Annotated in this window: 18 protein-coding genes; 6 read left to right on the top strand and 12 right to left on the bottom strand. The window is 68.6% G+C overall.

Annotation, left to right across the window (positions count from 1 at the left end):
• Positions 1–74: 74 nt before the first annotated feature.
• The 12 genes from B3S45_RS10905 to B3S45_RS10960 form a co-directional block, all read right to left on the bottom strand.
• Complete coding sequence (locus B3S45_RS10905) at positions 75–1,322, bottom strand: IS256 family transposase (RefSeq protein WP_286720611.1); 1,248 nt, start codon at positions 1,320–1,322, stop codon at positions 75–77.
• A 188-nt stretch (positions 1,323–1,510) separates the two neighbouring features.
• Positions 1,511–2,278 carry a VOC family protein gene (locus B3S45_RS10910; RefSeq protein ID WP_286720613.1) on the bottom strand — a complete coding sequence of 256 codons (768 nt, stop codon included), beginning with the start codon at positions 2,276–2,278 and terminating at the stop codon, positions 1,511–1,513.
• Positions 2,275–2,862, bottom strand: coding sequence for a hypothetical protein (locus B3S45_RS10915; RefSeq protein ID WP_188550612.1), 588 nt, complete (start codon positions 2,860–2,862; stop codon positions 2,275–2,277). The genes B3S45_RS10910 and B3S45_RS10915 overlap by 4 nt, the downstream gene beginning before the upstream one ends.
• Positions 2,859–3,686, bottom strand: coding sequence for an NAD(P)H-binding protein (locus B3S45_RS10920; protein ID WP_188550613.1), 828 nt, complete (start codon positions 3,684–3,686; stop codon positions 2,859–2,861). The genes B3S45_RS10915 and B3S45_RS10920 overlap by 4 nt, the downstream gene beginning before the upstream one ends.
• Positions 3,683–4,237 (bottom strand): TetR/AcrR family transcriptional regulator, encoded by a 555-nt coding sequence (locus B3S45_RS10925; protein ID WP_286720616.1) that lies wholly within the window; start codon positions 4,235–4,237, stop codon positions 3,683–3,685. Before B3S45_RS10925 ends, B3S45_RS10920 begins: the two co-directional genes overlap by 4 nt.
• A 100-nt stretch (positions 4,238–4,337) precedes the next feature.
• Complete coding sequence (locus tag B3S45_RS10930; RefSeq protein ID WP_188550615.1) at positions 4,338–5,231, bottom strand: hypothetical protein; 894 nt, start codon at positions 5,229–5,231, stop codon at positions 4,338–4,340.
• Between the two features lie 95 nt (positions 5,232–5,326).
• Entirely contained in the window at positions 5,327–6,010 is a 684-nt protein-coding gene (locus B3S45_RS10935; RefSeq protein WP_188550616.1) for a helix-turn-helix domain-containing protein, read from the bottom strand.
• Between the two features lie 45 nt (positions 6,011–6,055).
• Entirely contained in the window at positions 6,056–6,532 is a 477-nt protein-coding gene (locus B3S45_RS10940; RefSeq protein ID WP_188550617.1) for a hypothetical protein, read from the bottom strand.
• Positions 6,533–6,564: 32 nt separating this feature from the next.
• Entirely contained in the window at positions 6,565–10,134 is a 3,570-nt protein-coding gene (mobF, locus tag B3S45_RS10945) for a MobF family relaxase (protein ID WP_268235185.1), read from the bottom strand.
• 216 nt (positions 10,135–10,350) lie between these two features.
• Positions 10,351–10,914 carry a hypothetical protein gene (locus tag B3S45_RS10950; protein WP_286720621.1) on the bottom strand — a complete coding sequence of 188 codons (564 nt, stop codon included), beginning with the start codon at positions 10,912–10,914 and terminating at the stop codon, positions 10,351–10,353.
• Entirely contained in the window at positions 10,911–12,689 is a 1,779-nt protein-coding gene (locus B3S45_RS10955) for a DEAD/DEAH box helicase (protein ID WP_188550619.1), read from the bottom strand. The genes B3S45_RS10950 and B3S45_RS10955 overlap by 4 nt, the downstream gene beginning before the upstream one ends.
• Entirely contained in the window at positions 12,686–13,156 is a 471-nt protein-coding gene (locus B3S45_RS10960) for a MarR family winged helix-turn-helix transcriptional regulator (protein ID WP_188550620.1), read from the bottom strand. The genes B3S45_RS10955 and B3S45_RS10960 overlap by 4 nt, the downstream gene beginning before the upstream one ends.
• Positions 13,157–13,211: 55 nt before the next feature.
• Here B3S45_RS10960 and B3S45_RS10965 point away from each other — a divergent pair, with 55 nt between their 5' ends.
• The 6 genes from B3S45_RS10965 (at position 13,212) to B3S45_RS14655 (ending at position 18,495) form a co-directional block, all read left to right on the top strand.
• Positions 13,212–14,651: an MFS transporter gene (locus B3S45_RS10965; protein WP_188550621.1), complete on the top strand. Its 1,440-nt coding sequence runs from the start codon at positions 13,212–13,214 to the stop codon at positions 14,649–14,651.
• 452 nt (positions 14,652–15,103) lie between these two features.
• A complete protein-coding gene (locus B3S45_RS10970) occupies positions 15,104–16,012 on the top strand; it encodes a bifunctional DNA primase/polymerase (RefSeq protein ID WP_188550623.1) in 909 nt (302 codons plus the stop codon).
• Positions 16,009–16,710: a DUF2637 domain-containing protein gene (locus B3S45_RS10975; RefSeq protein WP_229745045.1), complete on the top strand. Its 702-nt coding sequence runs from the start codon at positions 16,009–16,011 to the stop codon at positions 16,708–16,710. Before B3S45_RS10970 ends, B3S45_RS10975 begins: the two co-directional genes overlap by 4 nt.
• Positions 16,707–17,180, top strand: a complete 474-nt coding sequence (locus tag B3S45_RS10980; RefSeq protein ID WP_286720626.1) for a hypothetical protein — start codon at positions 16,707–16,709, stop codon at positions 17,178–17,180. The genes B3S45_RS10975 and B3S45_RS10980 overlap by 4 nt, the downstream gene beginning before the upstream one ends.
• A gap of 87 nt (positions 17,181–17,267) precedes the next feature.
• Positions 17,268–18,131: a hypothetical protein gene (locus tag B3S45_RS10985; protein ID WP_188550625.1), complete on the top strand. Its 864-nt coding sequence runs from the start codon at positions 17,268–17,270 to the stop codon at positions 18,129–18,131.
• A complete protein-coding gene (locus tag B3S45_RS14655) occupies positions 18,124–18,495 on the top strand; it encodes a ParB N-terminal domain-containing protein (RefSeq protein ID WP_349675999.1) in 372 nt (123 codons plus the stop codon). Before B3S45_RS10985 ends, B3S45_RS14655 begins: the two co-directional genes overlap by 8 nt.
• Positions 18,496–18,546: the final 51 nt, after the last annotated feature.

Genomic DNA, 18,546 nt, shown 5'->3' on the forward strand with positions numbered 1-18,546 from the left:
CAACCTTTGTCAGACACGCCCTAGGTCAAGTCCCTCGTAGTGGTGTAGCGGTGCGTTCCTCTTCGTGGGGTTGATTAGGCGGTCAGTGCTGGCAGGTCATCAGCTCCGATCTCGGGTTCGGTGCCTGCGACGATGTGGACGCGGGAGCGGGCGAGGACATCGAGTCCGAGGTAGCGGCGTCCTTCGGCCCATTCGTCGGTCTGCTCGGCCAGGACGGCGCCGACCAGGCGGATGATGGCGTCGCGGGTGGGGAAGATCCCGACGGCGTCGGTGCGTCGGCGGATCTCGCGGTTGAGGCGTTCGGCAGGGTTGTTGGACCAGATCTGGGTCCAGACGTCCTTGGGGAACTCGGTGAAGGCGAGGATGTCGGCCCGAGCCGCGTCGAGGTGATCGTGGACGGCGGGCAACTTCTGCTCGACATAGTCGAGCAGCCGGTCGAACTGGGCGTGCACCGAGGGCCGGTCGGGCTGGTCATAGACCGAGTGCAGCATCGCCTTGACCGCCGGCCACATCGTCTTCGGCGTCACGCTCATCAGGTTCGCGGCGTAGTGGGTGCGGCATCGCTGCCAGGACGCGCCGGGCAGGTTCGCCGCGACGGCCTCGACCAGTCCGGCGTGGGCGTCGGAGGTGACGAGTCGGACCCCGTCCAGGCCTCGGGCGACCAGGTCGGCGAAGAACTCGTTCCAGGCCGCGCCGGTCTCGCACGTTGCGACACGCATGCCTAACACTTCGCGGCGCCCGTCGCCGTTGACGCCGGTGGCGAGCAGGACGACGGCGTTGATCACGCGGCCGCCTTCGCGGACCTTCATCGTGAGCGCGTCGGCCGCGACGAACGTGAAAGGGCCAGCTTCTGCGAGGGGTCGGTGGCGGAACTCATCGACGATCTGATCCAGATCGGCCGCCATCCGCGAGACCTGCGACTTCGACAGGCTGTCGATGCCCAGGGTCTTGACGAGCTTGTCCATCCGACGGGTCGAAACACCGGCCAGGTAGCAGTCCGCCACGACCGTGATCAGCGCAGTCTCAGCGCGCTTGCGGCGCTCGAGCAGCCACTCCGGGAAGTAGGTGCCGGTGCGCAGCTTCGGGATCGCGACATCGATCGTCCCGACCCGCGTGTCCAAGGGGCGGTGCCGGTAGCCGTTGCGCTGCGCCGTGCGATCCGGGCTGGGGCGGCCGTACTCGGCGCCGACCACGGCATCGGCGTCGGCCGAGAGCAGCGCGTTGATCATCGTCTGCAGCAGCTGCCGCATCAGATCGGGACTGGCCTCGGCGAGGGCTTCACCGAGCAGGCCAGCAGGGTCGACAATGTGTGGAGCGGTCATCGTGTGTCCTCTTCAAGTTGGTTGTGAGAGATCTCTTGAAGAATCACGCGGTGGCCGCGTTCACGTCCACCTCAGGGACGATCTCGACGACCGCGCTACACCACTATCAGGGACTCAACTCGCGACTATCACCGGTTGCGGTTTCCTCGATCGACGACACACGCTCGGGCTACTTGCACGTGTGCCGGTTAGGTTCGCGGTGCCGGTGTCAGCAGAGCGAACTGTGCTCCAGCGGGGTCGGCCAGCACGGCGACGCGTCCGGCTGGGATGTCGCTGGGTTCGGCGACGAGGGTCGCTCCGAGCCGTAGCGCGTTCGTCAGGACTTGGTCGGTGCCGATGGCTGGGTCGACGGTGAAGTAGACGCGCCAGTGCGCCGGACCACCGTCGTGGGCAACGATCTGGTGGCGTCCGGCCACGGGTGCCTGATGTCCGGTCGGCGTCCAGACTGCGTAGTCGTAGGTGTCTGCGTTTCCGATCTGTGTCGAGCCGAGTCCGACGAGCCGAGCGTAGAAGTCGTCGGCGACGCTGCCTCTAGGGGTCAGAAGCTCGGCCCACGCGAACGCGCCGGGGGTGTGACTGGCGAAGCGCCAGCCCGGTCGCGGCTGCCAGAGGCCGGTGATCGCGCCCGTGGGATCAGCGATGAGTGCGACTTCTCCCTGGCCGGGGACGTCTACGGGACCGTACAGAATGCGGGCATCGCTTTCGGCTGTGTGCCTCGTGGCGCGGGCGATGTCGTTCGTGGTCAGGTAGACCGTCCACGCTGCGGGCTGGTCGCCGTCTGTTTGGCGGAGCCCCGCGATCACGGCGCCGTCGAGCGTGCGAGAGTAGCGGTAGCCGGCCGGCGCCTTGTCCTCGATGCGCCAGCCGAACAGTTCGACGTAGAACTGGGCGGCTGCATCGGAGTCGGGGGTTTGGAGGTCGATGAGGTTCGGGACACCGGCGGTGGTCTCGGTCATGGGGCGGGCCTTTCGGGACTGGTAGCTGACAGGTAGGCCCGGCCGCGGGCGGAGAGTTCGTAGCCGGTGGGCAGGCTGCGGGTCAGGCCGTGCTCTTTGAGGGTGCGGATGCGGCGTTTGAGGGAGTCCTTGCCGAGCGGCAGTCCATCGACGAGCTGCCCGGCGGTGATGCCCGGCTGGCCTGCGATCCGGTTCAGCGTGGTGCGTGCCCACGGGGTGCGGGCGTCGAGGCGGTCCAGCAGGGCGTCGATGTCGGCGATATCGGAGGGCGAGAGCACTGCGTTCTCCGCGAGCGCTTCTCGGGCATCGGAGCCGACCCACGCCACAGCGATCCGCCACAGCGGGATGCTGTCGTCCCCGCGGAAGGTGGTGAGCAGCTCCTCGAGGGTGGCGTAGCCGGCGTCCCGCGCGGCAGTGGCGTCGAGCTGTTCGGGGTCGGCTCGGTCGATCGCCTCGATGCGCACGATGCCGGCCACGGTGCGGAACGTCGATCCGGGTGTCACGCGAGGCGTCGTCCAGCGGCGATAAGCGATAGCGACCTTCCCGGTGGCGACATCGTGGGCGATCCGGTTGGTGAGGATCATCGGGCTGCCCTGACGAACTCGGTGACCGGTCGTGGTGCGCGACCCAGAACCTCGGCGGTGTCGGGAAGCACGGGCGCGGCATGGCCGGCGTCGATCGTCGCGAACAGGCTGGTGAGGGTGTTGACGTAGTCGGGGTGCCACCCCAGGTCGAGCGCTGCGCGGCGAAACTCCTCCTCCGAGACCGGCTGATACTGCTCGATCGGAATCGTGGAGTCTCGACAGGCGGCGGCGAGGTCGGTGAAGGTCAGGCTCTGTGGTCCGGTCAGTGCGTACTCGCGGCCGTCGTGATCGCCGAGGAGGGCTTCGACGGCGACGGCGGCGATGTCGCGGGTGTCGATGAAGCTGACCGCGGCATCGCTGGTCGGCAGGCGCAGCAAGCCGTCGTGTGCGTCGGCGAGGGCGCGCAAGGGGCCGTCGGTCAGGTTCTGGAAGAACCAGTTCGGCCGCAGGATCGTCCAGGCCAGGTCACTGCGTTGCAGGTGCAGTTCAACGGCGCGCTGCTCGACATCGGCCGGAGCGTATTCCATGCCCAGGGCGGTCATCAGCACCACGCGCTCGGCACCTCGGCGCTGGGCGAGGTCGAGGAACTCGACCACCGCTGTCCCCAGCCCGGTGACCGAGCGGTGGCCGTCGTCGCCTCCGGGGACGATCAGGAAGACCCGGTCCACGCCCTCCAGTGCCGCCGGCCACGTTGCTGGGTCGCTCCAGTCCAGCGGGATGGCGCTGCGGCGGGACGCTGCCCGCACGTCGACGTCCCGAGATTGAAGCTGTGCCAGCGCTTCGCGGCCGACTTTCCCGCTGGAGGCGGTGACCAGGGCCGTCATGGGTTGGTCCCGAGGACGAAGGCGAGCTGGGCGAGCACCACATCGCGGTAGTCCAGATCGGCCGAGGCTCGGTGCCCTAGCACGAGGGGGTAGAGCAGGCCGTCCATTGTCGCGACCACCACGTCCACGATCGCGGTGACCGCGAACCGGGGAGAGAACGAGCCAGACTCCACCCCACGCTCCATCGCGTCTAAGAACGGTTGTCGGTACTGTTCGGCCAACGCGGCGGCGTGGGCGCGCAGCTCGGCATCGTGAGCGGCGGCGGTCCAGAACTCCATCAGCATCCGCCACGTCGGCACCGGCGTGGACAAGCCGCGGTCGACCAGCGCGACCAACTGCTGCCACGGGTCCTCGAACCCTGCGGCCAGCTCGGCCAAGGCCTCGACCTCGCCCGAGGTCGCACCTTGAAGTGCCTCGATGAGCATGTCCTCACGGGACCCGAAGTAGCCCTGCAATGTCGACACCGCGACACCCGACGCCTGCGACACGTCGGCGAACCGGGTCGCGGCATACCCACGCTCGGACAACACCTCCACGACCTGCTCCAGCACCTGTGCTCGTCTGGTCCCGCCAGCACGCCGCGTCCGCGTCAACCTATTCTCGCTCATGCTCATACCGTATCACCATACGGTATGAGCATGAGCGGTCCTGCTATCGGCCGTTGGCTCGGAGGATCGCCACCGCCGAGACGGTGGCATAGCCGCGCCATTCGAGGGCTGCGGCCTCGGAGTAGCTGGTGAAGTCCACGATCCACCCACCATCGCTCTGCTGCCCGTTCTCCAGACGATCCAGGTCAGCGACGACTGCGGCCTCGTCGACAAGGCTGCGGACCGGACGTCCCGGCTCGGGCGCGAAATCGAGGAGATGGAGCGTCTCACCTGCGGCCCCTCCTTCGACCGGGATCGCACCGTCAGCAGGCACGTATTTGCCAAGGCGCTGCAGGAATTCGTGGGCTTCGGGGTGGCTGTCAGCGGCCGCATCAAGGAGCTGAAGGGCGAACGACAGGACGTAGGCGAAAGGCTTCTCGTCCATCTGGTCAATCGCGTCGAAGCAGTAGCGGGTGACCCGTGCCAGCCAGGGATGCTCGCGCGCTTTCTGAGTGTCGCGGGCGAGGCGATGAGCCTGGGCGGCGACGCCGGCAGTGATCTGCAACGACGACTCCTCCGGGTCGGACTCGACCCAGAAGGGAGCGCAGGCCGCGGGGTTGGCGATCGGCAGTGCGAACGGGAGGCCGCCGTCGGGAAGAGTCACGGAGTCGAGCCAGTCGAACAGTTGGGTCGTCGCCGATGTCGTCTCCGCACCAGCGTCACCGATCGCCTCCAGCGCGTGAAGGGCACCGGCTGGTTGGCTCTCGGGCGCGCGAAGATCGGGCTCGATGCCCCAGCTGTAGCCGCCGTCACCGTTGCGGTAGCCGTCGACCGCAGCCAGCACCGCGGCACGATCGGTCGCGGTCGTCCCTCCGGTGAGCAGGGCAAAGCGTCGTCGATCCAGTACGCGTCCGTGGGCTGCCAGGAACGATGCCGCTCGCCCGATGTCGTAACTCATGCTTCCCACGGTGTCACGGGGGATGCGCTGTGGTCTTGGACGAATCGGTCAGCCCTGAGGATGCTGCCAAACACGGTGGTCGCTTGCAGCGGTCCTTATGCGGCGAGCGCGCCGGGAGTGGTTCCGGCCAGACGTTGGGCGTCGCGGTTCAGGTGGGATTGATCGACATATCCGGCCATCGTGGCGGCCTCGGCGAGCGGGGTGCCCGATCGGGCCAGGTGGAGAGCGTACTGAAAACGGTGGATCGCGGTGAGCGTCTTCGGGCCGTACCCGAACAGCTTGTCGCTGACGCGACGCAGGGTGCGTTCCGAGAGACCGTGACGGTATGCCATGTCCGTCACGCTGAGGCCCGCCCTTGCGGTCTTGTCCAACGACTCGGCGAGTCGAAGCGCAGACGCTTCGGGCGCGGCCTTCTCCCAACGCGTGACAAGAAGGCGCTCCAGCGCCGCCGCGGGATCAGCGTGGGCGCTCTCCGTCACCATGTTCGGCACCGTGATCAGCTCACTCAGATCGAACCGCTGATCGGTCAGCTCGTGTGCGGGAATGCCCATCAGAACATGCGCGGCGCCCGGTGGCAGCCTCAACCCCCACGTCACCCCGCCGGTCTCGGACGACGAGATCATGGCGGTGGTGTCCGCGCCGGCGAACAAGAAGCGACCCTCGGACCACATGAGGTCCATGACTCCATCAGGCAGAATGCGTAGATCGCCGGGCTCGGCCTCGACTCGCCACAGCAACGCCCCGGTGCGGGGGCCACGCCGAGCTGTATAGCTGCCCATTGTCCGCACCTCCCCGCGTAGACAAGATTCTACCGTCGGCCATAGTCAGGAGTCGGTCTCAGTCGAGTTCGCGAGAACTGGCATCGGGCCACTGCGGACGAAGCGGAACCGCGGGGTGCTGTCGTTGACTCGGGTCGCGACGTCCGAGTCGTAGGCGGCAAGAGAGCCGTCTGCGGTGACGACGTGCTGGCCGTAGCGGGCGCCGACGGCGATGAGGATGGTGCCCTCGATGTCGGCCGCTGGCCAGCGGACGGGGTTGAGATGTCCGGCCACGTCGAGGAAGCCTCCTTCGGCGACTTTCGGGATCGCGCGGATGTAGCCGGAGGCATAGCAGGCCCCACCAGCTTCGACGACAAGGCGCTGGCTGATGATCCCGGAGACGATGAGCCTGCCGCCGGTGCGGACGTGGACGCCGCCGTAGGCGGCACCCAGGAGCCGGGTGGGTCCGCTGACGCGCAGGAGCGTCCGTTGGTCGTCGTAGAAGACCACCTCGTCGCCGCTGTCATGGACGCGCTCCGTCATGCTTCTTCACGCTAGCCCGTCTGGCCGGACGTTCACAGGCGGCGGCTCTGGTCGACCCGCTGCGCGTCCCTGCGCGGGATGGGCTGGGCGGAACGCTCGGCGGCGGACTGGGCGCGGCGCAGCGCGGCAGACGCTGCCCGGTACTCGTCCGACTGTTGCGCTCTGGTGATGTCCTTCGGGTTGCCCAGCGGCGCCGGCCCGATGATGTCGTAGCGGTGCCGGTACAAGGCGATGGTCGTGGCGGCGGTGAGCCAGGCATTGCGAGCGCGCAGGTTCGCGCTGGGACGCCCAATGTGCGCGGTCCAGTCCTCCCCCGCATTGATCGCATGGTGGAGAGCCTGTTGGGCGGCGGCCTCGATGAGGGCGGCTCGTTCGTTGAGTGCGGCTCGCATGTCGTTCGGGATCGGTTCGGCGGGAGTCGCGATGAGCCCGGCTGCCCGTCGCGCCCGTGTGCTCCGACCTTCCGGCAAGCGCGTCGTGGCCTGGTCGATACTCGTGGCGAGTTGGGCCGCGGGGTCGGTTGGGTCTTCGCCGGGAGTGAGGGACGGGGCCAGGGCGGTCAGGATCGCGGTGACGTCGTGGCCGGCAGCTTCGTGGCGGGCGAGTGCGCCTTCGAGGTGGTCGTAGTAGGGGCTGGTGAACACGTCATCGGCGACGTCCTCGGGGAACGGTGCGACATCGAGCAGTGCCGCCCACCGGTCGACTTGGGCTTCGCGGGCCAGGACGTCGTACTCGTCCAGCAGCGTGGACAAGGAGGCGTGACGGTCGGCCTCGAGCTTGAGTGTCTCGGTCGCCGACAACTCGGCGTCGCTGCGCGCGAGCACACGTGCCAGTTGCTCGGTCACGGTCGCGGTGTCGGGCTGGTCGAGGTGGGGTTCGACCTCGTGCGGGTCGGGCTGGACGACGTAGGCGTGATTGCTCTCGCGTCCTCGGGTGAGGGCGACGTAGAGCAGCTCCCGCGACGCCTTCTCAGGATCGATGAGTGCATGGGCGGTGTCCACGGTCGAGCCCTGAGCCCGGTGAACCGTCGAGGCGTAGCCAAGCTCCAAGTCCTCGCGCACGTATCCGGCAGGCAGCACGAGCGCCTTCCCGCGCGGAATGTCACCTTTGCCGAGCCGACGCACGGCGCAGGAGCCGTCGTCGTAGCGGTAGGTGATCTGCCAGCGGTCACCGTTCTTCACCCACGATCGCCCGGTGCTCAGGCGCCGGTCGTTGCGACGGGTGACAACGAGATCCCCAACGCCAGCGGCCGTCCCGTCGTGCAACCGCACGCCGTCGGCCTCGACGACGCCCGCCTCGATAAAGTCGGCGCGGGCGCGTTGGTTCAGCTCGGCCACCGTGTCGCCGTTGCCCGCGATCATCAACGTCGAGCGGCCCGCAGCCCGGTCTGCCCGCCAAGCGTCGTAGACGGCATCGAGCATCGCGTCGAGTTCGCCGTCGTGAAGTCGTCCGTGCGTGTCGTAGGTCTCCAGGATACCCGCGTTCCCGTGGCGTAGACCGAGGCTGGCGCTCTTCTCCCACTCGTTCGCGAAGCGGCGCACGTCGGTCAGCTCGGGCACCTTGTGGCGGTGGCGCACGAGCATCCCGAACGCTCCCCCGGTCTCGATCGCCGAGAGCTGCGCCCAGTCACCGATGAGCAGGACCTTGGCGCCGACCTCAGCGGCGTGGGTGGTGATGCGGTCCAGGGCGAGGGTCCCGGCGAGCGAGGCTTCGTCGACGAGCACGAGCTGCCCGGGCTGGAGGTTCCACCGGTCGCGGTGGTGTTCGTAGAGGAACTTAGCCGTGTTCTCGGCCCGGACGCCGAGGGAGTCTCCGAGAACTTCGGCGGCGGCCGCGGACGGGGCCAGACCGATCACGGAGTCCTTGCCGTGCGCGGCCGTCCATGCCCGGTGCAGGGCGCGCAGCGCCGTGGTCTTCCCGGCCCCGGCAGGCCCAACGAGCAGATCGAGGGTGAGTCCGGAGCCTGCGATCACGGTGATCGCCGCCGCCTGGTCCGCCGCGAGCTGGACGCCCTTGATCTTGCGTGAGATGTGCCTGGCGAGCAGCCGTCCGGACAGTTGCGGCGCGTCCGCGGTCTGGGAGTGATGAAGGAGCCGGGTTTCGGCGTCCAGGATGTCTTGGCTCGAGTACGCCACCTGATCGGCGGGCTGGAAGCGAGTCGAGCCGTCCATGCTCCGGTAGTGGTCGGGCACCGCGCGGTCATAGTCGGGTGTGAGCCGCAGGGATGCTTCCTCGGCGCGGGCGACGATCTGGTCGAGCACCGCCGTACGGTCGTCGGTCGTGGCGAACCGCACGCCCATGATCTGGCGCATCGCCTCGGCGTGCAGATTCCACCGTGTCCATGTCGCCCGCCGGTTGCCGACCTCCATCAGCACCACGGCCGCGATGTCTTGCACCTGTTCCAGGCCCACGTCGTCGGCGCGCAACCGCGCCTCCGTCGAGCCCTGCGCCAGGAGAAGTCCTGCCCAGGTCGTCGCGTCCTCACCCAGTACGACGGTTGCGCGCTCGCGCCACTCGGCGGTCAGCTCGGCCAGGGAATGCAACTCCTTGTCCGGCCGCGTCTCCAAGGTCGCTTGCTGGCGCAGCCGCGCAATCGTCGCCGCCGAGGGCTGGCGTCCATGCTCGGCGACGTACTCGGCGATGAGCCGGTTCTTGACCTGCTCGATCCCATCGGCCCCGTCGCTGGTGCCGGTGGTGCGGCGGGAGAACTCTGCGATCAGCTCGGCGGGTACGCCCTCGATCTCCCAGCCAGTGTTGCGGTCCTTCCCGCGGTCCACCGGAGCCCAGGAGACACCGAGCAGGCGAGCGGTGTGATCGGTGAGGAAGGCGTTGTACGACGCCGACATCGCGACCGTGGCGCGGTGCAGGGTGCGCGAATCCAGAGTGCGCCAACGTCCGTCTTCGCCCTGGACCTTATTCGAGACGACCACATGGGTGTGGAGCTGCGGGTCCGCCGCGCGGGAGTCGTAGTGATCGAACGCGCTGGCGATCACCCCGGCGACGGGCATCCGCGCGATCCCACCGCGCCCGACCCTGGTGGCCGCGACGCGCTCCTCCAGCATGGTCATCGTGTCGCGCAGCGCAGAGTGATGGGCCTGCGCAAGCAGCGCTTGCGTCCCGGCGTCGGCGACGCCCCACACTACGCTGAGCGACTTCGGCGGCGAGAACGTCAGATCGAAGCCTGCAACCGCGGTGCGCGGCTTCTTCGCAACCTCTTCCTCACGGATGCGCTCGATGGCTTCCTGCCGTTGCGCACCGGTCAGCGACGCATCCAGCCGCGCAACCCTCGCCGCAATCCGCTCCCGCGGGGGAAGCAGCCGCGGATACGGCGACCCGAGCTTCTTGCCGGTCACCGGATGCACGCCCTCGCCGAGCAGCCTGGCGAGGTGCTCCTCGGTCACCGTGTCGCCGTCCGCGAGCGCTGGACCCTGGCCGGTGTCGAGACTGGACAGGCCCGTGCCAAGCCACGTTCCTGGAGGACAGCCGGACTCGGTGTAGTACCGGGTCAGCGGAGTGCCCATGTCCCGGTCGCCGTCGCCCGCGGCGACTGACCTCAACAGGTATTCGTACCCGCGGCCCGACGACATCACGCGGATCGTCATCACCACGGCCGGCCCCTTCCGAGACGATCTCGGAAGGGGCCGCCTCAGCGGTCAGGTGCGCCCCGCGCGCCCGCTCTGCACCCTTGGTGCCAACCGTGTGGAGGAAATCTACGGGCCTCTGATCAAGCCAGCTGAGCGGACCACCGTCAGGTGGTCCGAAGAGTTCAGCGATGCGTCAGCAAGCAACGCTATGTACTAGCCGGCGCTGGCCCTCGCCTACAGAATGATGGTGGCGTAGAAGGTCCGCGGATCGATGTCGGCTAGCGCGAGCATGTCGTCGGACGCTGATCCCCCCGAGTGCGGCGCGGTCACTCTCGGCATCCGAAGCCGGACGGCGACGACAGGTTCTTCGTCGACCTTCTGGACGAGGGCGTAACAGATAGCGAGGACGTGCCGTCGACTCGCTTCGCCGGTGTCGCTGGTAGCGGTGATCTCACCAATGGGCGGCGTAATCGATACTCCGGCGGAGGTCAGTTCGGTGACGAGGTGGTCGGGCAGGTCGCTGCTCCACGACGACGCGGCTTGGCCGATGGTCCGGGCGACCACGTTCTGTTCTTCACGGTTCCAGGTCGGGATGTTCAGAGTGATCTTGTGCTCGTGGCCGCGTTCGGTGAGCCGAACGGTGACCTGGTTTGTCTCGATGGCCAGGTCTTCGATGGCGCGGCGGGCCAGGGCGCGGGCGCGGGGTAGGTCGCGGTCGGGTGGTCCGGTGATGAGGACGGGTTCGATCATCTTGAGCCAGGCGCGTCCCCATGCGGTGGCGCCGAACTCACGGGTCATGGGGTGGCCCCCAGATTGAGCCGCAGCACCTCATACAGCTCGTCGTCGCCGAGGGTCAGCAGGTCGGCGTCGCTGCCTGTGAGGGCTGCGTCGGCGAGTCCGCGTTTGCGGGCCTGCATGGTGGCGATGTGGTCTTCGACGGTGCCGGCGGCGCGCAGGGTGTAGACCGTGACGGGCTGGTCTTGTCCGATGCGGTGGGCGCGATCGGATGCCTGGTCCTCGACGGCGGGGTTCCACCAGCGGTCGTAGTGGATGACAGTCGTGGCGCGGGTGAGGTTGAGGCCGAACCCGGCCGCGCGCAGCGAGAGCACGAGGATGCTCGGTCCGGTGCCGTCCTGGAAGTCGCTCACGATGCGGTCGCGGCTGGTCGGGCGTAGTCCGCCATGCAGGAACGGGACCGTGATGCCGTGACGCTCGGCGAGGTCGCCGGCCAGGAGCCGGCCCATCGCGGTGTATTGGGTGAAGACCAGGCAACCGGTGCCGGTGGTCAGGGTCTCGTCGAGCATGTCGCTCACGCGGTCGAACTTGCCCGACCGCTTTGCCAGCGGCCCGTCCTGGCCGAGGACCTGGGCAGGGTGATTGCAGACCTGCTTGAGTCGGGTCAGCAATGCCAGGACGTTGGTGCGGCGGGTGGCGCCGAAGCCCAGGCCCGTGTCGAAGCTCTCGGCCAAGGCCCTGTCGTAGAGGCGGCGTTGCTCGTCTGTGATGGTGCAGGCGATGTCGATGACCTGGCGGGCCGGGAGTTCGGGCGCGACCTCGGCCTTGGTCCGTCGAAGCACCAGGTCGCGGGTGTGGGTGGCGAGCCGCTCGGCCGCGGTCGTTGAGCCGCGGCGTTGGATCGGGATCACGTAGCGGTCGCGGAAGCGACTGCGGGTGCCCAAGAAGCCGGGTCGGACGAGGTCACCGAGTGCCCACAGGTCTCCCAGCTCGTTCTCCACCGGGGTGCCGGTGATCGCCAGCCGATAGTCGGCCCGGATGGCCGTGGCGGTGCGGTAGGCGAGGGTGCGAGGGTTCTTGATCTGCTGGGCCTCATCGAACGCCACCACACCCCACGAACACTCGGTGAACCTCGCGGGGTCACGGCGCAGGCGCGCATAGGTCGTCACGGTCACGGTGCCAGACCCGGGCTCGCAGCGGTCGCCGACAATGCGTAGTCCGGGGGCGTGGCGGGTGATCTCGCGTTCCCAGTTCGTGCTCACCGAGGTCGGGCAGATCACCAGATGCGCCTCCTCAGACTTGCCGAGCATGAGGGCGAGGGTCTGGATGGTCTTGCCCAGCCCCATGTCGTCCGCCAGCACCGCGCCGCCCTCGTGACCGGTGAGCCATTGCACGCCTGCGAGCTGATAACCACGCAGCCTCGCCGCCAGCCCCGCACCGACGAGCGTGTCAGTGAGCCGCAGAGCGCTGTGGAGGTGCAGTGTGGTGGCCCCGGCGGTGTGAATGTGAGCGCCGTCGACGGCTACAGCACAGTGCGCCGCCACCGGTAGGAGCGCCGTATCGGCATCGGGGTCTCGCGCCAGGTGTGTCCAGGCCCGCAGCGAGTCACTGTCGGTCTGCGCTGGCTCACGATCACGGAGCCAGCGCCATCCCTCGTGCAGGCTCATCTCTTGGCCGGAGACGTCACGGGCCACGATCTTGTCGCCGTCAGGGATCGCCAGTCGCATCGTCGCCGTGGTGTCGGCGGGTACGCCGGAGTCGAGCGTGGCCGGGTCAGGCGTCCAGAGGAACCAGCTCGCACGCTCGGGCAGGTAGGTCAGTTGTGAATCGGCGGTCACGGACTCTCGTCCAGCAGGGCGCGGGTGTTGTGCAGGCTGGTCTCGATGAATCGTGCGATCACCTCCTGCTCGCGTGCGGTGAACCCGGCCAGGGTCGCGCGGGTCTGCGCATCCAGGCGCCCGTAACGGTCCAGCATCTGCTCACGCACCGCCGGGACGGCTTCGATCAGCACGCGGCGCCGGTCAGCGCCATCGCGGACCCGCTGCACCAGCCCGGTTTCGGTCAGCCGGTCGATCATGTGCGTGATCGCCCCGGTGGTCAGCCGCAGCCTGCGTGACAGCTCGCCGGCCGGCAGTGGTCCGTCCACGATCACTTCGTGCAGACACGCTAGATCAGAGGGACCGATGCCTGCCTCACGGGCGACCGCCTCGTTCACCGCATCGACCGCCGACAGCCACGGGGGCAGGGCGCGTGCGATCCGCTCTACCGCATCGGGCTCCGCCGGGGTCTTGCCGTCACTCGCCATCCCACCAGTGTACCTGAACTACTCATTATCTTAGTCATTCAGGTATTATGTGGGCATGCGCACTCGAACTCTTGGCCTCGTCGCGATCCTGCTGGCAGTCTTCGTCGACCTGCTCGGCGTGACGATCGTGACTGTTGCCCTGCCCTCCATCACCACCGATCTGGACGCCAGTGCCGCCCAAGCCCAAGCGGTGCTGTCCGGCTACACGCTGACCTTCGCGGTCGGGCTCATCACTGGCGCCCGGCTGGGCAGACTGCTCGGCCTACGGCGCGCGTTCGTCATCGGCGTGGTCGGCTTTACCCTCGCCTCCCTAGCCTGCGGACTCGCCGATGCCGCGTGGCTGCTCGTGGCCGCCCGCGTCATTCAAGGACTGTTCGCGGCGCTCATGGTCCCGCAGGTCCTGGCGTTCATCCAGCTCATGTACGAACCGAGCGAGCGAGCCAAGCCAATGGCCGCGTTCTCCGCTCTGCTGGGCATCGCCGCCGCCGCGGGTCCGATCCTCGGCGGCGTGCTCATCGCCCTGGACTTGTTCGGCACGAGTTGGCGGGGCGTGTTCCTGGTCAACGTGCCCATCGGCATCGCCGTCATCATCCTGGCGCTGCGGACCCTGCCGGCGGCACGCTCCGAGACTCGGGTTCAGCTCGACCTGCTCGGCCTGGTGCTCTCGGCCGCGTCCTTGTTCCTGATCCTGCGGGGGCTGGCGGGCCTGGCCGACACCGACACTCCGCTCATCGAAGCCGCCGCCATTGCCGGTGGCGCGGTGCTATTCGTGGTGTTCTTGATCCAGCAGCGCGCCAGCGACCGCCGTGGCGGTCAGCCGTTGGTGCCGTTGGCGTTGCAGCAGCGCAGCACCTTCCGGTCCGCGATGGCGGTCCAGGTGTTGTTCTTCATCCCTGTGATGGGCTTCTCCCTGGTCATGACCCAGTACGTCCAGAGCCATCTCGACTACAGCGCCCTCATGGCCGGCCTCGTCGTGCTGCCCTGGGCGATCCTCACCGGAGTCGGCGCGGGCATCGGCACCACTGCACTCCTGCCACGCCTGGGACGCCTCGTCGTCCAAATCGGCCTTCTCACCATGAGCCTGGGCATGGCGCTGGTGATCGTCGCCGTCCTTCTGGCCTCCGACCAGCCCGCCTTCGCCTCGTTCCTGCCCGGCGCCGCCATCGGCGGGCTCGGCATGGGGCTGGTCGTCGGACCGCTGACCGAGACCGCCCTGGCCCGAGTGAGTCGCGACCACGCCTCGGAGGCATCTGGCCTGTTCAACAGCGTCGGTCAACTCTCAGCCAGCTTCGGCTTCGCCACTGTCGGCAGCACCTACTTCGCCATCACGGCAACCGCAACCGGCCCCTCCGATTCCGCCTACGACCAAGCACTCAGTTTCGCGCTAGGTGTTGGCATCGCTGTCGCCCTCATCGCCACCGTGGTCGCCTTCCGCCTACCCCGGCATCACATCGCCGGCAGCACCCCGACCACAGAACCAGATGCGTATCGGTGACAGGAGCATCACGTGTCCGGGGTGCCTCTCCGATGTGACGCACGCGCGGTGGGATGGTCGAGTCGCAACCACGCGGCGCGACTGTTTCGCCAGTGCGTGGGCGTCAGCCCCGGCCAATACCGGCGCGTTGCGCGGCAAGCCGCGTGAGCTGATGCTCACGATCTGCTCGTCTCCTGGTCTCGATTCCTTCACTCTCAACCGTCGGCGACGCCGGGGCGAAGGGCGGGCTGGTAGTCCGGTAGGGACTCGTCGGGTTCACCGCCGCACCTGACGGTCACTGTCCTTGTCCGTCTCGTTGTCCCGGTGGTCCCGGCGTACCTGAAGGTCATCGAGCCCGATCGGCTCGGTGCCCAGGGGATCGGGAGGAGACCACGATGACAACGAGGGCATGGGAGACAATCGCGACGGCGCATAGGGCGCTGGGGACACGTCTGGTGTTGTGAGGCCGTGCCATGTCTGCCGCCTTCGACGTCCTCGAGCAAGCCAGCCACCTGCGCCTGCCGGAAGCCGCTCGCGTCTATGCGACCGCGGGTGTGCCGGTGTTCCCGTGCGTTCCGGGTGAGAAGCGGCCCCTGACGGAGCAGGGCTTCCACGACGCCACCACCGACCTCACGCAGATCGAAGCGTGGTGGTCGCGCTGGCCGGAGGCGAACGTCGCCCTGCCCACCGGACCTGTCTCGGGCGTCGAGGTGGTCGATGTCGATGTCCACGACAGCGGTTCTGGCTACAGCGCGTGGGAGCGCGCCAGAGACGGCGGGCTGGTCGAGGGGTGGGGTGCGCTGGTGCGCACGCCGTCGGGTGGACTGCACGCCTACTACCCGGCGGGCGGGCGGGAGCAGCGTTCGTGGCAGGCCCCGAGGGCGCATGTGGACTTCCGCGGGACCGGTGGCTATGTCGTCGTCCCGCCGTCCAGGGCCAGCTTTGGCATGGATCAGGTCGGTGTCTACGAGCTGATCGCGACCACAGCCTCTGCGCCGATGCCGGTCGATGCGGTACGTCTTCGGGACTTCCTCGATCCGCGCCCGCCAGTCGCTTCGTCTTCGGTAATGCCGGTGCGTGGGGTGGACGCCGGTCGGCTGTCGCGGTGGGTGTCCGCTCTCTCTGAGGGTGAGCGAAACCAGGGTCTGTTCTGGGCGGCTTGCCGTCTGGCCGAGTCGGGCACCGCGCCGGGTGAGGCCCTGGCGGCGCTCGGGCCTGCTGCCGAGCAGGCTGGGCTCGGCTCGCGGGAGGTCTCGGCCACGATCCGCTCCGCGTTCCGCACCACCGCCCCGCACGCAGGCGGTCAGGGCTCCTCGGCGGGCAAGCAGCACGACGCTCCGCGACGCGCGTCACGGTCTGTCATTGGGCAGGTGCTCTCATGAACCCCGGATCGTCGCCGGTGGTGCGTCGTCGCGGAGGACGCCTGGCCGTGATGACCGCGGTGGCCGGGACGGTGCTGATCGCGTTGGGGGCGTTCTGGCTGTCCTTCACCGCTCTGGCCGATCTGGCCCGGCGTTCGGGCATAGAGGCGGGGCAGGCGTGGGCATGGCCGCTGATCGTGGACGGCATCATCGTCGTCGCGACCGTCTCGGTCGTCGCGCTGGCCGGACAGCGGGGTGCGTGGTATCCGTGGATGCTGCTGGCCGCTGGGGCGATCGTCTCGGTCACGGCCAATGCCCTGCACGCCATCGTCGCCGCGGATGCCGATGTGCCCGGCGTACTGGCTGCCTCGGTCGCTGCCGTGCCGCCGTTGGTGCTGTTGGCAATCACCCATCTGACCGTGATCCTCACCCGGCCCCTTCCCGAACCCGCACGCAGCGGAGTGTCCGTCGAGGACGACGCGGTGCTCCCGCGCGCGGCGGTCCGCGAGCTGGTCACTCCCGATTCGACCGAGACCGGCGCTGAGCCTGCGCCGGTGGAGCGGGACCGGCGTGAGGTCGCCGCCGAACTGCGAGATGCGGGCTGGTCGAACAAAGCCATCGCATCCCGCGTGGGAGTGCACGCGTCCACGGTGGGTCGGTGGTTCGCCGAGCCCACCTCCCTGGAGAACAGCCGCGAAGGCCAGGAGACGCGACCATGAGCGAACAGGACCGAGACGACCAGCAGGTGCCCAAACGGGCGACGCCACCGGACGGCCCTGCCCGACCGGACGTTCAGGAGTCGACGACCGAGGAGTCGAGGGCTACGGCGTCCGAGCAGACGACGGCCCGCGAGCGAGAGGTCTCCGAACTGGCTCGCCGCCGCGACCCCTCGCTGGACGGGAAGGATCCCGCCACGGCGCGTGATGCCGCCCGGTGGGATGCGCGCGGTGTGGCGTGGGTGCGCCCGACCGATCTGGTGGCGCAGTCCAGCGCCCGGTGGGCGGGCCGTGGCATCAGCTTCGAGACCGAGCTGGCCCGACGCATGCGCCGCCTTCCCCTCGAAGCGACCGCCGCGACTCGGACGGCGATCAGCGAGCGTGCGCGCCGGTTGCCGCCGTTGTCGGCGTTCGGCCGCAGCCGCGGGTCCGGCCACTCGGGGACCAGCCGGTCGGAAATCGGGTTGGGGTGACACAGGCCCATGACCACTCCCGGGAGAGCGACGAGCGAGGTTCCTGGGGAGCGCGTGCGCACCTACCGTCCAGGAGGTGCCACCACCATGACCACGACCAACGTCCCATCACGAACGGACTTCACCACCGGCGAAGGCCTGCGCGCCTTGCTGCACCGGCTCCACCAGGGTGGTCCGCGGGCATGGCGCGCCGACGCGGAAGCTGCCGCGCTGATGCACTACGCGGCGGAGAAGTACGCGCCCTTGGCTCGCAAGCACGGTCTGGATGCGTGGGAGGCGGCGTCGGCGGCGTTCGAGGCGATGCGCACCCCGGCAACAAGGCGGGCCGATGACCCGTGGGCGGTGGTCACGCGCGCGGTGCAGGTGACCTGCATCGCCGAGGAACGCGGCAACGGACTGTTGTGCTCGCCGCATCAGGCCAGGCGGGTGCAGTTCTCGGTGTTCCACGACGCGGAGCGCTTCAGCGACCGCGAGAACCCGCTGGCCGACTTCCATCCCGCGTTCCACCATCACGACCCGACCGGCACCGACCTCGCATCAGGACCGGAGCCCACGACGGAGTCGTCCACTGCGGCTTCCAGCGCGGCCGAGGACACGATCGCGCTGTTCACCATGCTCGGCTGGCCCCCACACACCGCCCGCGGCGCGATCGAGTACGTGTGCGAGCGTCTCGCCCGTGCCGGGTCCCGGCACACGGCGTTCGAGGCGCTGCGCCGCGACAAGTCTGCCCGGGCGCTGCTCGACCTGCCTGCGCCCTCGTGGCACGGGCTGCTGCGGACCGTGCTCGGCAACCCCGAACCCACCTATACGGGAACGTCGCTGGGACGGGGTGTGCTGGTGCGGTTGCTGATCGGTGAGCCGTTGCGGGTGCTGCTGCGCGATGACGACCTGGTGCTGACCATCACCGTCGCGGCCCCGAGTTCACCCTCTGGGGGCGAGGGCCGTGGGTAACCGAGACGGGCACATCGAGCTGGAACGCACCGTCGCCTCGATCATCGTCGGACGCCGGCACCGCACGGCATTCGGAGACATCGACCAGCTCGCCGTCTCCATCGACCGCGACGGGATCTTGCAACCGATCACCGTCACCCCCGACGGTGTGCTGGTGTGCGGGGCCAGGCGCCTGGCGGCGATCAAGAAACTCGGGTGGCGGACCGTGAAGGTGTGGGTGCGCGCCGGGATCACCGACCGTCTCGGGCAGCTGCTGGCTGAGCAGGACGACAACCAGCTGCACAAGCCCCTCACCCAGACCGAGCAAGCTGCGCTCTACCAGGAGCTGAAGGCGCTGATGGCCGAAGACGCCGCCAGCCGCTAAGAAGCCTCACGGTTCACCGCCGAAGGACAAAAGCCCAGGTCACACGGTGGG

It is taken from the genome of Microbacterium sp. UBA1612, from assembly GCF_002321605.1.
GTDB lineage: Bacteria > Actinomycetota > Actinomycetes > Actinomycetales > Microbacteriaceae > Microbacterium > Microbacterium luteum.

Bases quoted from the DNA above. Each gene is read 5' to 3' on its own strand.
- B3S45_RS10905 (WP_286720611.1), bottom strand. From the start codon at position 1,322: ATGACCGCTCCACACATTGTCGACCCTGCTGGCCTGCTCGGTGAAGCC.
- B3S45_RS10910 (WP_286720613.1), bottom strand. From the start codon at position 2,278: ATGACCGAGACCACCGCCGGTGTCCCGAACCTCATCGACCTCCAAACC.
- B3S45_RS10915 (WP_188550612.1), bottom strand. From the start codon at position 2,862: ATGATCCTCACCAACCGGATCGCCCACGATGTCGCCACCGGGAAGGTC.
- B3S45_RS10920 (WP_188550613.1), bottom strand. From the start codon at position 3,686: ATGACGGCCCTGGTCACCGCCTCCAGCGGGAAAGTCGGCCGCGAAGCG.
- B3S45_RS10930 (WP_188550615.1), bottom strand. From the start codon at position 5,231: ATGAGTTACGACATCGGGCGAGCGGCATCGTTCCTGGCAGCCCACGGA.
- B3S45_RS10935 (WP_188550616.1), bottom strand. From the start codon at position 6,010: ATGGGCAGCTATACAGCTCGGCGTGGCCCCCGCACCGGGGCGTTGCTG.
- B3S45_RS10940 (WP_188550617.1), bottom strand. From the start codon at position 6,532: ATGACGGAGCGCGTCCATGACAGCGGCGACGAGGTGGTCTTCTACGAC.
- mobF (WP_268235185.1), bottom strand. From the start codon at position 10,134: ATGACGATCCGCGTGATGTCGTCGGGCCGCGGGTACGAATACCTGTTG.
- B3S45_RS10950 (WP_286720621.1), bottom strand. From the start codon at position 10,914: ATGACCCGTGAGTTCGGCGCCACCGCATGGGGACGCGCCTGGCTCAAG.
- B3S45_RS10960 (WP_188550620.1), bottom strand. From the start codon at position 13,156: ATGGCGAGTGACGGCAAGACCCCGGCGGAGCCCGATGCGGTAGAGCGG.
- B3S45_RS10965 (WP_188550621.1), top strand. From the start codon at position 13,212: ATGCGCACTCGAACTCTTGGCCTCGTCGCGATCCTGCTGGCAGTCTTC.
- B3S45_RS10970 (WP_188550623.1), top strand. From the start codon at position 15,104: ATGTCTGCCGCCTTCGACGTCCTCGAGCAAGCCAGCCACCTGCGCCTG.
- B3S45_RS10975 (WP_229745045.1), top strand. From the start codon at position 16,009: ATGAACCCCGGATCGTCGCCGGTGGTGCGTCGTCGCGGAGGACGCCTG.
- B3S45_RS10980 (WP_286720626.1), top strand. From the start codon at position 16,707: ATGAGCGAACAGGACCGAGACGACCAGCAGGTGCCCAAACGGGCGACG.
- B3S45_RS10985 (WP_188550625.1), top strand. From the start codon at position 17,268: ATGACCACGACCAACGTCCCATCACGAACGGACTTCACCACCGGCGAA.